A 14,477-nucleotide genomic window follows, 5' to 3' on the forward strand; every position below is an offset into this window, starting at 1 on the left:
GAACGCTATGCACAGCCAAGCGAATACAGCGAATACCGCCAACCCAGCCAACATCGCCGAGTTCATCTCGAACCACGGAGTAGACCTCAGCTGGCAAGACAGCTTCTACCAGTGGATGCACGAAAATCCTGAACTGTCTCTGCAGGAGGAGCACACCGCGAAGCACATCACGGCGCGGTTGGCGCAGATGGACTGCGAGGTGACTACGGGTATCGGTGGCTATGGTGTTACCGCCGTATTCCGTAACCCGAGCAGCGAGGCGACCAGCGCAGAAGAGCCCACCATCCTCATGCGCGCCGATTTCGATGCCCTCCCAGTGCAGGAAACCACTGGCTTGCCTTACGCTTCGAAGAATGATGGCGTGATGCACGCCTGCGGCCACGACATGCACGCTACGGCGCTGATGGGGCTCTGCGCCGTATTGGACGAGCGCCGCGACGTCTGGCACGGTACCTTCATCGCACTGTTCCAGCCCGCGGAGGAGGTCACCGCCGGCGCCAGCAATATGATCAATGACGGTCTGGCACACAAGATCCCCACCCCGGATGTCTGCCTGGGCCAGCACGTTCTGCCTGGCCGGCTCGGTACCGTCATGTCTGCGTCCGGCCCGGTGCTGGCGGCGTGCGATACGATCACGATCACCCTGCACGGCAAGTCTTCCCACGGCTCCCGCCCGCAGGAATCTATCGATCCGACGTTCCTGGCTGCGATGATCGTGGTGCGTCTCCAGGGCATCGTCGGCCGCGAGGTCGCGCCATCTGACTTTGCCGTGGTCACCGTCGGCACGTTGTCGTCTGGCCACACCAACAACACCATCCCCGAAGATGCCACGCTAGTGTTGAACTGTCGCTTCTATGACACGGCGGTGCGAGACAAGACTTATGCCGCGATCGAGCGTGTTGTCCGCGCCGAGTGCGATGCCTCCGGCTGCGAGGTTCCTCCTGAGTTCGTGTATTCTGCCCGCGGCGAGCTCACCGACAACGACGCGGCCACTTTCGGGCATGTTCGTCCCGTGTTCGATGCGGTCTTTGGGGAGGATTCTATTGACGCCGAACCCTGGACAGCCTCCGAGGACTTCTCGGAAATTCCCCGCCACTTCGATGTGCCGTACCTATTCTGGACGGTCGGTACGACGGATCCGGAGCTGTGGGCCTCCGGCGAGCCGGTGCCCGGCAACCACAACGGAGCCTTCGCCCCGCGCATCGAGGCTTTAAGCACCTGCACGGACGCGGCGCTGGCCGCGACCCTGAGCTACCTCTTTCGCTCCTGACCCAGCAGGTGCACCTGGATCATGTTGGTGTTGCCGGAGATTCCGGGCGGGAGCCGGCGACAACAACCATCATGTCGTCGTACTTATACTGCGGCATGGTCAGCAGGTGGTGATCGACGGTATCCATCATCTCGTCGGTGGACTTCACGTCTTCGATGAGGAACGTCTCCACGCCCCACGTCAGCGCCAGCTGCGAGCGCACGGCCTGCGACGGGGTGAACACCAGCAGTGGAAGGTGGGAGCGCAGACGGGCCACACGCTTAGCAGTATCACCGGATGAGGTAAAGGCCACCAGGGCCTTAGCGTTTAGGCGCTCGCCGATATCCTTCGCAGCGTAGGAGATCACGCCACGGCGGGTGCGCGGGCGGTGCGTCAGGGGTGGCACTTCCCCATCGATCTCGGCGGCGCGCACGATGCGCGCCATCGTCTCGACGGTGGTGATCGGGTGCTTGCCCACAGAGGTTTCTCCAGAGAGCATCACGGCATCCGCGCCGTCGAGCACCGCGTTGGCCACGTCGGAGGCCTCGGCGCGCGTCGGGCGGGAGTTCTCGATCATGGAGTCCAGCATCTGCGTCGCCACAATGACCGGCTTCGCGTTCTCGCGGGCGATCTGGATGGCGCGCTTCTGCACCAGCGGCACATCTTCCAGCGGTACTTCCACACCCAGGTCACCGCGGGCGACCATGATCGCGTCGAAGGCCAGGATCACCGGCTCCAGCGCGTCCACAGCCTCCGGCTTCTCCAGCTTGGCAATCACCGGCACGCGGCGCCCGACCTCGTCCATGATGTCGCGCACCAGCTCCACATCGGAGGGGCTACGCACGAAGGACAGTGCGATGAAGTCCACGCCCAGCTGCAGGGCGAATCGCAGATCTGCGGTGTCTTTCTCGCTCAGCGCCGGCACGGAGATGTTCATGCCCGGCAGAGATACGCCCTTGTTGTTAGAGACGGGGCCGCCCTCGGTGACCTCGCACACGACGTCGTTGCCGTCTACTTCCTTGCACACCAGCGCGATCTTGCCGTCGTCGACCAGCAGACGGTCGCCGGGGCGTGCGTCGCGGGCCAGACCCTTGTACGTGGTGGATACGCGATCGTGCGTGCCCTGCACATCGTCCACAGTGATGCGCACGGTCTCGCCAGTTGCCCAGACGGTCGCCCCTTCTGCGAAGCGCCCCAGGCGGATCTTCGGCCCCTGCAGGTCAGCGAGCACGCCGACCGCCTTGCCGGACTCGTCGGTGGCCTCTCGAACCCAGTTGTAATTCTGCTCGTGGTCTGCGTGCTCGCCGTGGGAAAAGTTCAGGCGCGCAACGTTCATTCCTGCATCTACGAGTCCGCGAATCTGCTCCTTCGAAGCGACTGCGGGACCCAGGGTGCAAACAATCTTGGTTCTTCTATTCACGGGTTCGAGGATAGCCCCGTGCGGTAGTCCTCGCTACTTCGCTGGTTCTTTTTGGACGCCCACAGCCGTGCGCTCCTTCACCGTCCACCACACGAACAGCGCTGTTGCGGCCAGGAACACCACTGCCGAAACCACAACGTTGATGCGTATGTCCCCAAAGACGGTGGTGGCCGGGTCGGTGCGGATGTTTTCAACGAAGAAGCGGCCGAAGGTGTAGCCCATGACGTAGAGGGTGAACAGTCTGCCTCCGCCCACGCGCCACAAGCGCTCCGCCACGAGCAGCAGAACCACCACGAGCAGGTTCCAGATCAGCTCGTACAGGAACGTCGGCTGCACGGTGGCTAGCACCTCCCCGGTGGAGTGTCCGGTGATGGGGGCAGAGTAGCCATTGGCATCCACGCGGCGGTAGATCTCCAGCGCCCAGGGGGAATCGCTGGGCCCACCATAGAGCTCCTGATTAAACCAGTTGCCGAGCCTGCCGATGGCCTGTGCCAACGGGATGGTCGGCGCGACTGCGGCGGCGAACGTACCCAGCGGCAGCTTCTTCGCCTTGAACAGTATCCACACGGCCAGGGAGCCGAGCACGACTCCGCCCCAGATTCCCAACCCGCCGTTGGTGATGTTGAAGACTTGTGTTGGGTCTTTACCCTCGCCGAAGTACTTATCGTGATCGGTAATCACGTGGTATATCCGGGCTCCGATGATGCCCGCCGGAATTGCTACGAGAAGTGCGTCGACGGCCACTTCCGGGTCTCCGCCGAGCTTTGCGTAGCGGCGGCGCGTCCAGAAGTAGGCCACAATCACGCCGGTGAGGATGCACAGCGCGTAGGCCCGGATGGGAATGGGGCCTAGCTCCCAGACCCCCTGCGGTGGCGAAGGAATGGCCGCCGCGATCATGCGCGGACGCCCCGCGCCAGCTCTGCGGCCAGTTCGCCCAGCGTGCCTGCCGCGGCAGCCTGGATCAGTGCGGAGCCAACAATCACGCCGTCGGCGTAGGCGGCGATGTTCGCCGCGTGCTCGCCCGTCTTCACGCCCAGCCCCACTGCCACCGGCAGATCCGTGGCTTCGCGGACGCGAGCGACCAGCTCCTCGGCGGAGTGGGAAACCTCGTCCTGCGCACCCGTTACCCCCATGTGGGATGCGGCGTAGATGAAGCCATCGCCGGCGTCCACAGTAAGGGCCATCCGCTCGGGCGTAGTAGAGGGCGCGACAAGATATACCGGCGACAAGTCGTTGGCCTTGCAGGCTTCCGCCCACCGCCCCGCTTCCTCCGGCAGCAGGTCCGGAATGATGGACCCCAATCCCCCGGCAGCGGCCAGGTCCTCGGCGAATTTCTCGGGGCCGTACTGCAGGATCGGGTTCCAATAGGACATGATGACGGCCTTGCCACCGGCCTCGGTGACGGTGCGAACCACATCCATCGTGTCCTTCACTCGGAAACCATTGGCCAGAGCCTCATTGGCTGCATCCTGGATAGTGGGACCGTCCATCATCGGGTCGGTAAAAGGAACGCCTACCTCGATAAGGTCGGCGTGCCGAGCCAGCTCGGTGACAAGCTCCTTAGATTTAGCCACCGTGGGATAGCCGGCGGGGAAATAGGCCACCAGCGCAGCCCGCCCCTCGGCGCGGGCGTCGAGGAACACCTGGGAAAGTCGGGAGGTCATGCCTTAGCCATCCTTCTCGCTTGTCTGATCCAGAATGTCGAACCACTTCGCGGCGGTGTTGACGTCTTTGTCGCCACGGCCGGAAATGTTCACAATCAGCGTGGCGCCCGGCTTCTCCGCGGCTACCTTCACAGCAGCGGCAACGGCGTGGGACGACTCGATGGCGGGAATGATGCCCTCCAGGCGGGTCAGCTGCTTAAAGCCGTCCATCGCCTCTGCGTCGGTGATCGCCACGTAGCGGGCGCGCCCCTCCGCATGTAGCTGGGAGTGCTCCGGGCCCACGCCCGGGTAATCTAGCCCGGCGGAGATGGAGTGCGACTCGATGATCTGTCCGTCCTCGTCCTGCATGAGATCGGAGAACGCGCCCTGGAACACACCTTGCAGGCCCAGGTTGATCGGCGCGGCGTGGCGCCCGGTCTCCAGGCCGTCGCCGGCTGCCTCGGCGCCGACGATATCCACGCCCTCGTCCTCAATGAAGGGGTGGAACAGGCCTATCGCGTTGGACCCTCCGCCCACGCAGGCGATCACGGCGTCGGGCAGCTTGCCGGTTTCCGCCAGCAACTGCTGGCGGGCCTCCACGCCGATCACTCGCTGTAGGTCGCGCACCATCTGCGGGAACGGGTGCGGGCCGGCGGCGGTGCCGAAGCAGTAGTACGTGTCGTCGGCGTTGGATACCCAGAAGCGCATGGCCTCGTTAATCGCATCCTTCAGGGTGCGGGAGCCAATCTGCACTTCCTCCACGTGGGCACCCAGCAGGCGCATGCGAGCAATATTGAGGGCCTGCCGTTCGGCGTCCACAGCCCCCATGTAGATCCGGCAGTCAATGCCGAGTAGCGCACAGGCCGTAGCCGTGGCCACGCCGTGCTGGCCCGCGCCGGTTTCGGCGATCACCCGGGTCTTGCCCATGCGCTTGGCCAGCAGCACCTGGCCCAGCACGTTGTTGATCTTGTGCGAGCCGGTGTGGTTCAAGTCTTCGCGCTTCAGCCACACATCCGCGCCCACTGCCTCGGAGAAACGTGCGGCGTAGTACAGCGGCGAGGGGCGGCCGGTATAGGTGCGATGGAGCTCGTCGAGCTGATCCAGATAGGCCTGGTCGGACCGTGCCTTCGCCCAGGCGTCGGTGATCTCCTCGATCACCGCCATCAAGGCCTCGGGGACATAGCGGCCACCGTAGTCTCCCCAGTGTCCGCGTTCGTCGGGCTCGTGGTGGGTGGCGGTGCCCAGGATCTCGCCTACCGTCGGCAGTCGTTTACCCTGCGCGTCGGCGTTCTTGGAGGTCTTCTCGGTAGTCACAGTGTTACATGCTATCGGTTAGGAACTGTTCTGTGGGCAAGCAGGGTGTTTCCCTGCTGCAGCGAGGTCTCGGCACGCCTGTGCGGGGTTACCTGCGGTGACGAGCCCCTCGCCCACCAGTACTGCGTCCGCCCCCGCTGCGGCATAGGCGTTGAGGTCGTGCTTATTCTTGACGCCCGATTCTGCGATCTTCACCACGTCGTTTGGAAGCATCGGGGCGATCTTGCCGAACACCTCCGGATCGACGTCCAAGGTCTTGAGGTTTCGCGCATTTACACCGATGACTTTGGCCCCAGCAGCAACGGCACGCTCTGCCTCCTCGGCGGTGTGCACCTCCACCAGTGCAGTCATTCCGAGGGATTCACTGCGATCCAGCAGGGATTCCAGGCGCTGCTGGTCCAGGGCGGCGACGATCAGCAGGATGATGTCCGCACCGTGCGCTCTGGCTTCGTGGATTTGGTATGGGTTCACCATGAAGTCCTTGCGCAGCAGCGGAATATTCACCGCGCGACGCACCGCGTCGAAGTCTGCGAGGGAACCCTTAAAGCGGCGTTCCTCCGTGAGGCAGCTGATGGCGGTTGCACCGTTATCTTCGTAGGCCTTGGCTAGTACTTCGGGCTCGGCGATCTCGGCCAGGTGCCCCTTCGAGGGGCTGGCGCGCTTCACCTCGGCAATAAGGCTGACTCCCGGGGAGGCTAGCGCAGCGTGGGCATCGAGCGCCGGTGGAGCGTCCAGAGACATGGCCTTGATCTCCTTGTAAGGGATCTTGGCTTCCCGCTCGGCCTGGTCTTCTAGCACCCCGGCGATGATCTGGTCGAGAACAGTCATGTGTGTCACATCTATGAGCTTATCGCCCGCGCTTGGTGCGGGAGAAATCGGATTCTTCGGTCGGATCCACCCCCGCGTCCAGGGCATCCCACAGCACTCGGGTTGAATCGGGGTTCTCCGCCAAGTCCTCCTCCGCGTCGGCGCGGCGCACCTCGGGAGTCTCATAACGGCTGTGCCCCTTGGACTGCTGGCCGGGGCGCAGAATCAGAATCGCGCCCCCCACCACGCCCAGCGCCGCGGCGACGAGCACCAGCACAATGCCCAGTGAGTGGACCTGTCCACTGATCACCTGCGCCCACTCGGAGATCTGCACCGGATCGGATTCCTTCTGCGTGGCCGCACCACTGCTCAACAGGCTCTTAGCGCGGGCTAGATCCACGTCGCTGCTCAATAGCTGCACGGCACGGAAGCTGGCTATCGCCGACAGCGCAACAATTACCACGCCCAGTACTCGGCGGATCATGGGCTGCACGGCGATCGACAGGATCAGCGCGGCCACCATCGCCAGCGCAATCGGCACAAGTGCCGGGTCCCACACAGAACCCACGAGCTCCTTGGTGGAGGCCCCGGCCTTATCGTCGTCGACTGCCACGGTCACGAACTTCAGGCGGCTCGCGCCCCATAACCCCGCAGCGCTCAGCACCACGAACAGCAGCGCAATCTGGCGGATGCGCTTGGCCTTCTGGGTTAGGTCGCCAGCCTCTGGGCTGGACACTGGACCGGTCTCTAGCTTGCTCGCCGTACTCTTACTCAACTGCTTTACCCTTACACTCGGAAGCGATTGCCATCGTCTCTGCCGCCGCAACCGCCCGCAGCACCGCCGCGGCCTTGTTGCGGGTCTCCAGGTCCTCGGCTGCTGGATCCGAGTCGGCGACGATTCCACCGCCGGCCTGGACGTACACGGTGCCGTCCTTATACAACCCAGTGCGAATGGCGATAGACTGATCCGTGTTGCCCGAGAAGTCGAAGTATCCGACCGTACCGCCGTACACGCCGCGGCGAGTGTCCTCCAGCTCATCAATAATCTTCAACGCCGAGGGCTTCGGCGCGCCGGATAGTGTTCCCGCCGGGAACGTTGCATTAAACGCATCCACCGCCGTCTTCCCCGCTGCCAGCTTGCCGGTCACACCGGAAACCAGGTGCATCACCGCGGAATAGCGCTCCACGTGCCGGAAGTCGTGCACCTCCACCGTGCCCGGCTCGCTGACTTTACCGAGGTCGTTGCGTCCCAGGTCTACCAGCATCAGATGTTCCGAGTTCTCCTTCTCGTCATTGACCAATTCACGCTCGAAGGCGAAGTCCTGCTCCACCGTCTCGCCGCGCGGCCGGGACCCTGCGATGGGGAACGTTGTGACATTGCCGTCACGGACCTGCACCAGCGATTCCGGGGAGGAGCCGATGATGTGAAACGCTGTGGCGTCAAAATCCTCGGTAGGCACGTTGAGCAAGAACATGTACGGCGAAGGGTTCGATACGCGCAACATGCGGTAAATATCGATCGCGTCGACGTCAGTGTCCATCTCGAAACGCTGCGACAACACCACCTGGAACGCATCGCCAGCCTTGATATGCTCTTTCACCTTGCCGATGCGCTGACGGTGGTCGTCGTAGGTGCGCTGTCGACGGTAGTCGGGCGTGGGGTTGTGATAGGTGGTGACGCCCCCTGCTACTCCCGTGGCCAGCCGTTCCACCATGGCGTCGAGCCGTTCCACTGCCTCGTCGTATGCTTCGTCCACGCGCTCGTCGGAGTTATCCCAATTGATCACGCTAGCGATTAGCCAGATGGTGCCCTCGTAGTGATCCACGACGGCCATGTCCTCGACGAGGAGCTGCACCATATCGGGAATATTCAGATCATCGGTGCAGGTATCAGGCAGGGACTCGATGTAGCGGATCATGTCGTAGCCCATGTACCCCACCAGGCCACTGGTTAGCGGCGGCAGACCCGGCATCGGGGCGGTCTGCAGTTGGGTAAGGGTGCTGCGAATCGCCTCGAGGGGGTCGGTGCCCTCCGGAATGTCCACCGGGGGCTGGCCGATCCAGCGCGCCGCTCCGCCGTCCACGCTGCTCTTGACCATCAGTGCACAGCGGGCGCCCGTGCCGATGAAGGAGTAGCGATCCCACGACTGCCCGTGAGCCGCCGATTCCAGCAGGAACGTGCCGGGGCGGCCGTCGGCGAGCTTACGGTAAGCGGACAGCGCAGTCTCTCCGTCGGCGAGGACCTTGCGGACGACTGGCACCACGCGGTGCTTTGCCGCAAGCTCCCGGAAGGTCTCGCGGCTCGTCACGTCGCCGGTCAGGTGGCCGGTGGACTGGCTAGAAGTGTTGTCACCCATGTCTGTCATGTTAGGCCAAGCGGTCGGCGTCAAAACAAGTGCGGTTGCCGGTGTGGCAAGCCGCACCGGTCTGCTCGATTTTCAACAGCACTGTGTCGCCGTCACAGTCCAGGCGCACCTCGACGACGCGCTGGGTGTGGCCGCTCGTTTCGCCCTTGATCCAGTAGGACTGGCGGGAGCGGGACCAATAGGTGCCCTGCTTGGTCGCCAGAGTGTGAGCCAGGGCGTGGTCGTTCATCCAGGCCATCATCAGCACGTCTCCGTTGGTAACGTCCTGCACGATGGCGGGAACCAGGCCGTCCGCGTTAAAGCGGACGCGCTCGGCGATGGCGGGATCTAGCTCGTAGGTAGCTGGGTCGGTGTTGCTCACAGTCGTACCTCGTAGCCCGCGTCGGCCAGGTCCTGCTTGACCTCACGGATCTCCACCTCGCCGAAGTGGAAGATGGAGGCCGCCAACACGGCATCGGCGCCAGCCTCTACCGCAGGCGGAAAGTGCTCCGGGGCGCCCGCGCCACCGGAGGCGATGACGGGGATAGTCACGGCCTCGCGCACGGCCTGCAGCATCTCAATATCGAAGCCAGCCTTGGTGCCGTCGCCGTCCATGGAGTTCAAAAGGATCTCCCCCACGCCCAGCTCCTCGCCGGTGCGGGCCCACTCGACGGCATCCAGCCCGGCGGACTTACTACCGCCGTGGGTGGTGACCTCGAAGCCAGAGGGGTACTTGTCTACCTCTTCGGGGTTCTGCACGCGACGCGCGTCCACCGACAACACGATGCACTGCGCACCAAAGCGCTGCGACAGCTCGCGCAGGAGCTCGGGGCGGGCGACGGCGGAGGAGTTCACGGAAACCTTGTCGGCGCCGGCGCGCAAAAGGGAATCTACGTCCTCTTCACTGCGCACTCCCCCGCCCACGGTTAATGGAATAAACACCTGGTCAGCGGTTCGGCGAACGACGTCCAGCATGGTGCCCCGGCCGTCCTTAGAGGCGGAGACGTCCAGGAACGTCAGTTCGTCAGCGCCCAGTGCGTCATAGCGCTTGGCTAGCTCGACGGGATCCCCCGCATCGCGTAAGCCCTCGAAGTTCACGCCCTTCACCACCCGGCCGTTGTCTACATCCAGACATGGGATGACGCGCACGGTGACGCTCATCGGATGCCCCCTCGGTCGCGGATCTCCTGGGCATTGCGGGCAGCTGTGCCGATCGGCACGGCCTGGATGTGCTGCAGGAGGGTGGCGTGCACCTCCGGCTCGCCCGCGACCAGCCCGGACACGCCCGGGCGCCACGGGTTGCCCGCGAAGTCAGTGGCGATGCCGCCGTTTTCCTGCACCGCGAGGATGCCCGCGGCGTTGTCCCACAGGTTCGGACTGAAGGTCACCGTGCCGCCGAACACGCCGGCAGCGGTGAAAGCCAGGTCGATGCCCACCGAGCCGGTCACGCGCATGCGCGGGTAAGACTTACCAATCTCGTTCAACATGTCCTGGCGGTAGGAAATCGGCAGGTTACCCCTACGCTGGGAAAGAATAGAGCCGAAGCTGATCTGAGTAACTCCGGGATCCGACGGTGGCATAGCACGGGCCGGGTGGCCGTCCACCAACAGTCCCTCGCCACGCCGGGCAGTAATGCGCTTGCCCAGCAGCGGCATCTCGGTCACGGAAACCATGGTCTGACCCTGATGCACCAGAGAAACCAAGATGCAGGCAAAGGGGTTGCCCACCGCGTAGTTAGCGGTGCCGTCGATGGGGTCGACCACCCAAAACGTCTCCGGCAGCTCCTGGTCGCCAGCCTCTAGAGACTTGCGGCGCGGGCCGTCCAGGCCGTCCGCCATCGCATCGCTGGGGTTGGGCTCAGTGATGTTCTCTCCCGGGATTTCGCCGGGGCGCACGGTACCGAATTCCTCGCCGTGTACGGGCAGACCGGTGTACTGGGTCAGCAGTGTGCGCAGCTGACGTTCCACGGTCAGATCCGCCTCGGTGGCGAAGTCTCCGGGGGACTTAATAACCTCCGGCTCCGCGCCAACGGCGGCGGTAAACGTCGTCTCAGCCTCGTCCACTGCAGCCTCAGCGATAGCCAGCAGCGAGCGTGTATCCAGTTCCTCTGGGGACAGTCCGTGGAAGGCCGTCATTAGCTATCAGCCCCCCGTGCTGCTTCCAAAGCCTGCTCCAGGGTGAATTTGCCTGCGTATAGAGCCTTGCCCACGATCGCGGAGTCCACTCCCTCGTCTACTACTGCAGCCAGGGCACGGATGTCATCCAGGCTGGAAATTCCGCCCGAGGCCACAACCGGCGCGTCGGTGGCAGCCGCCACGTCGCGCAGCAGGTCGATGTTCGGCCCATTGAGCATTCCATCGCGGCTTACGTCGGTGACAACCAGACGGGAAACACCCTGGGAATCGAGGCGCTCCAGGACCTCCCACAGCTCGCCACCGTCGGACGTCCAGCCGCGGCCGCGCAAGCGCCATTCACCGTCGATCTCCCGGGTATCCAGGCCGATGGCTACCTTGTCGCCATAGCGGGAAATAACGGACTCGCACCAGTCCGGATCCTCCAGCGCAGCGGTGCCGATGTTCACGCGACGGCAGCCGGTGGACAGCGCGCGCTCCAGCGACTCGACGTCGCGAATACCACCGGACAGCTCCACGTTCACGTCCAGCTGGCCGGTGACCTCTTTCAGAAGCTCGAAGTTGCTTCCCCTGCCGAAGGCTGCATCGAGATCCACCAGGTGGATCCACTCCGCACCCGCATTCTGCCAGGCCAGGGCAGCCTCGATCGGCGCACCGTAGCTGGTCTCCGTACCCGCCGCACCCTGCACTAGGCGAACGGCCTGGCCGTCGGCCACATCGACGGCGGGAAGCAGGGTCAGGGCACGGGAATTATCAGTAGAAGCCATAGGGAGAATCCTAACGTGTATAGAGCTCGGCGACGCTTAAATGGTGGAAAACTAGTGCTATTTCTAGAGCTAGAGCGTCTCCACCCAGTTACGCAGCAGCTGCAGCCCCGCATCGCCGGACTTTTCCGGGTGGAACTGCGTAGCCCACAGCGGGCCATTTTCCACCGCCGCGACAAAGCGACTCCGCCCATGGCTGGCCCAGTGCACCAGCGGCGGCTCGGTACGACCGTCGGTCATCAGCTCCCACTCGCGCACGCCGTAGGAGTGGACGAAGTAGAAGCGCTCGGTCTCCTTGATCCCGGAAAACATTCTTGTCGGCTCGCTGGCGGGCTGACCTAGGGCGCTGGCCGAGGATCCATCACCGACCGCAACAGTGTTCCACCCCATGTGCGGCAGCACGTCGGCATCCAGCTTCTCGACGGTACCCGGCCACTCGCCCATCCCCTCCGTAAAGGCGGAAGAGCCCTCGTCCGCCCCCTCTGCGAACTCCACTCCCCGATCGAACAAGATCTGCATGCCCACACAGATGCCCAGCACCGGGCGCCCGCCGGCCAGGCGCTGGCCAATCAGGCGATCGCCGTACACACTGTGCAGCTGCTTCATGCACGCACTGTAGGCTCCCACGCCCGGCACCAGCAGTCCGTCTGCGCGCTGGACGGTCTCCGGGTCGCGGGTTACCTCGACCTCGGCGCCTGCCCTTTCCATCGCCCGCTGGGCGGAGCGCACGTTTCCGCTGCCGTAATCCAGGAGGGCGACATGTGGGCGTCGAGAAGAAAGAGAAGAAGTCATAGCTAGCTAGTCTAGCCGGACTTCCCCGGGCGCAATTCACGCTGTCGCACACGACGCAGCGTCTCGCGAACGTTGCCGTATTCGGTAACGCGGTGGCGCCCCACAAATCGGTCGAGAACCGCGACCACGAAGCCGAACAGGGCCACCGCACCGGCGGCGATGAAAGCCCCCTGGTACGTCAGCGCCCCCGCGACGAAGCCCAGCAAGATTGCGCCCACGCCGGTTCCGCCATCGAAGGTCATGTTCCACAGCGCCGAGGCCTTGGCGGACTCGGCTCGCGGCAGGCGATCGAACATCATCAGCAGCGCCTCGGTCTGGTTAATGCCGAAGCCTGCACCGAAGAACGCCGCCGACAGCAGCGACCAGATCAGTAGCAACCCACCGGTGGGATGCACGGCCAGCATGATCGCGGCCGAAGCCAACCCCACCACGCATAGCACCAGACCGATCGCGTTCAGTCGGCCTGGCTCGCCCACGCGGTCGGCGTACCAACCGCTGAACAGTCGCGAGCCGATCTGCATCAGCCCCACCACGCTGAGCGCCAGACCGGAGATGGTGGCGGCAACGCTCGCATCGATCTCGCCCGCGGCGGGCGCCAAGAACGTGCTGAATCCGGCGAAGCCAACGGCGGCCGCGCCGATGGACAGCCCCGGTACTGTGACCAACTTCCACGTAGCCACCCGCGGGGCGGCCGGCGTGTAGTCCGTCTGTGAGGTCGCGTTATCGGGAATGTCGGCAGCCACGCCGGGAGAATTCTCGCGATCCACCTTCGGCAACCGCAGCGCTGCCAGGGCGCCCACGGTGGAGTACACCGCCGCAGCCGTGCACACTCCCAACAGGCCGAAGCTGCCGTACAGCCACATACCCAGCGGGAAACTGATCAGCTGGGTCACGCCCACCGTCGCTCCGAATACGCCGGACGACCGCCCCACCAGGCGGGGTGGCACGAGCTCTGCGATCAGCGCGGCCTCCGTCACCGTCACCGCACCAAAGCCCACGCCACGCACTGCGGCGACGGCCAGCACCGTAGCCGCGGACATGTCCGCTACGTACACCAAAGCCGGGAAGCCCAGCAGCAGCGCTGCCCCCAGCATCACGGGCGCATAGCCCACGGCACGCAGCAGGCGCGGAGTGAAGGCCTGCGTCAGAACCGTGGCGGCCATGAACACACCCGTGGACAGGCCCGCCACGCTGTCAGTTCCGCCCCCATCGATCACGGCCAGGGGGATAACCGGCAGGAGTAGCGCCCAACCACCGAACGCACAAAAAACCGACACCAGTGTGGCGATCAGGCCCGGAGCCTGCCACACGGAATCGATCTTTTCGAGCTCTTCAATGGTCAGCGCCTTCGGGCGCGCCACTACAGCGCTCCCTTGGTCGACGGGACCCCACCCACTCGCGGATCGTCCTCTACGGCGGCACGCAGCGCGCGCGCCACGGCCTTAAACTCTGCCTCGGTGATGTGGTGCGGGTCGCGGCCGTATAGGCAGCGCACGTGCAAAGCGATGCGCGAGTTCAGTGCCAGCGTCTCGAAGAAGTGCTGGTTAATGACGGTGGCGTAGTGCCCCCCAATCACCGTGCTCAGCATCTGCTCTGGCTCTCCCACGCCCACGTAGTACGGGCGCCCCGAGACATCCACCGCAGCATGCGCGAGCGTCTCGTCCATCGGGATGAAAGCATCGCCAAAGCGGCGGATGCCCCTCTTGTCTCCCAGTGCCTCCGCCAAGGCTTGCCCCATGACGATGGCCGTATCTTCCACGGTGTGGTGAGCGTCGATCTCCACGTCGCCACGAGCGTGCACGGTCAGGTCGAAGGACCCGTGTGCGCCGAGGGCGGTCAGCATGTGGTCGAAGAACGGCACACCCGTATCGATGTCGGTCTGCCCGGTTCCGTCCAGGTTCCATTCGACCTGGATGTCTGATTCTTTGGTGGCGCGCTGGGCCTTCCCGATGCGCGGGGTGGGGTTCGTTGCCACGGTGGCTGTGTACCTACCTTTCCGTCTGTAATTTGT

Annotated in this window: 14 protein-coding genes and 1 pseudogene; 1 reads left to right on the plus strand and 14 read right to left on the minus strand. The window is 64.3% G+C overall.

Translation table 11 applies throughout. The annotated features are described in order from the left end of the window. Positions 1-7 precede the first annotated feature (7 nt). Positions 8-1,270 (plus strand): amidohydrolase, encoded by a 1,263-nt coding sequence (locus tag ACKFRT_RS04545; RefSeq protein ID WP_408925915.1) that lies wholly within the window; start codon positions 8-10, stop codon positions 1,268-1,270. Here the strand turns inward: ACKFRT_RS04545 and pyk are convergent. From pyk to hisB, 14 genes and pseudogenes are all read right to left on the minus strand, one after another. Further along, positions 1,252-2,669 (minus strand): annotated as a pseudogene (gene pyk, locus ACKFRT_RS04550) (pyruvate kinase). The gene ACKFRT_RS04545 and the pseudogene pyk sit on opposite strands and share 19 nt — an antisense overlap. Before the next feature lie 33 nt (positions 2,670-2,702). Continuing rightward, positions 2,703-3,566, minus strand: coding sequence for a prolipoprotein diacylglyceryl transferase (gene lgt, locus ACKFRT_RS04555; protein ID WP_408925916.1), 864 nt, complete (start codon positions 3,564-3,566; stop codon positions 2,703-2,705). Next, on the minus strand, positions 3,563-4,333 hold the full coding sequence (trpA, locus tag ACKFRT_RS04560; RefSeq protein WP_408925917.1) for a tryptophan synthase subunit alpha: 771 nt from the start codon (positions 4,331-4,333) through the stop codon (positions 3,563-3,565). The genes lgt and trpA overlap by 4 nt, the downstream gene beginning before the upstream one ends. Positions 4,334-4,336: 3 nt before the next feature. Then, positions 4,337-5,626: a tryptophan synthase subunit beta gene (gene trpB / locus ACKFRT_RS04565; protein ID WP_408925918.1), complete on the minus strand. Its 1,290-nt coding sequence runs from the start codon at positions 5,624-5,626 to the stop codon at positions 4,337-4,339. Between the two features lie 18 nt (positions 5,627-5,644). After that, complete coding sequence (trpC, locus tag ACKFRT_RS04570; RefSeq protein ID WP_408925919.1) at positions 5,645-6,454, minus strand: indole-3-glycerol phosphate synthase TrpC; 810 nt, start codon at positions 6,452-6,454, stop codon at positions 5,645-5,647. Between the two features lie 19 nt (positions 6,455-6,473). Next, positions 6,474-7,208: a TIGR02234 family membrane protein gene (locus ACKFRT_RS04575; RefSeq protein WP_408925920.1), complete on the minus strand. Its 735-nt coding sequence runs from the start codon at positions 7,206-7,208 to the stop codon at positions 6,474-6,476. Then, positions 7,201-8,799 carry an anthranilate synthase component I gene (locus tag ACKFRT_RS04580; RefSeq protein WP_408925921.1) on the minus strand — a complete coding sequence of 533 codons (1,599 nt, stop codon included), beginning with the start codon at positions 8,797-8,799 and terminating at the stop codon, positions 7,201-7,203. The genes ACKFRT_RS04575 and ACKFRT_RS04580 overlap by 8 nt, the downstream gene beginning before the upstream one ends. 1 nt (position 8,800) lies before the next feature. Next, positions 8,801-9,160, minus strand: coding sequence for a phosphoribosyl-AMP cyclohydrolase (gene hisI / locus ACKFRT_RS04585; protein WP_408925922.1), 360 nt, complete (start codon positions 9,158-9,160; stop codon positions 8,801-8,803). Next, a complete protein-coding gene (hisF, locus tag ACKFRT_RS04590; protein WP_408925923.1) occupies positions 9,157-9,939 on the minus strand; it encodes an imidazole glycerol phosphate synthase subunit HisF in 783 nt (260 codons plus the stop codon). The genes hisI and hisF overlap by 4 nt, the downstream gene beginning before the upstream one ends. Beyond that, positions 9,936-10,913, minus strand: a complete 978-nt coding sequence (locus ACKFRT_RS04595; protein WP_408925924.1) for an inositol monophosphatase family protein — start codon at positions 10,911-10,913, stop codon at positions 9,936-9,938. Before ACKFRT_RS04595 ends, hisF begins: the two co-directional genes overlap by 4 nt. Continuing rightward, positions 10,913-11,677 (minus strand): bifunctional 1-(5-phosphoribosyl)-5-((5-phosphoribosylamino)methylideneamino)imidazole-4-carboxamide isomerase/phosphoribosylanthranilate isomerase PriA, encoded by a 765-nt coding sequence (priA, locus tag ACKFRT_RS04600; RefSeq protein ID WP_408925925.1) that lies wholly within the window; start codon positions 11,675-11,677, stop codon positions 10,913-10,915. The genes ACKFRT_RS04595 and priA overlap by 1 nt, the downstream gene beginning before the upstream one ends. A 69-nt stretch (positions 11,678-11,746) precedes the next feature. Then, positions 11,747-12,466 carry an imidazole glycerol phosphate synthase subunit HisH gene (hisH, locus tag ACKFRT_RS04605; RefSeq protein ID WP_408925926.1) on the minus strand — a complete coding sequence of 240 codons (720 nt, stop codon included), beginning with the start codon at positions 12,464-12,466 and terminating at the stop codon, positions 11,747-11,749. Between the two features lie 11 nt (positions 12,467-12,477). Next, a complete protein-coding gene (locus ACKFRT_RS04610; RefSeq protein ID WP_408925927.1) occupies positions 12,478-13,827 on the minus strand; it encodes an MFS transporter in 1,350 nt (449 codons plus the stop codon). Further along, a complete protein-coding gene (hisB, locus tag ACKFRT_RS04615) occupies positions 13,827-14,441 on the minus strand; it encodes an imidazoleglycerol-phosphate dehydratase HisB (RefSeq protein ID WP_408925928.1) in 615 nt (204 codons plus the stop codon). The genes ACKFRT_RS04610 and hisB overlap by 1 nt, the downstream gene beginning before the upstream one ends. Positions 14,442-14,477 lie beyond the last annotated feature (36 nt).

This window comes from Corynebacterium jamesii (assembly GCF_046097395.1).
Classification (GTDB): Bacteria; Actinomycetota; Actinomycetes; order Mycobacteriales; family Mycobacteriaceae; genus Corynebacterium.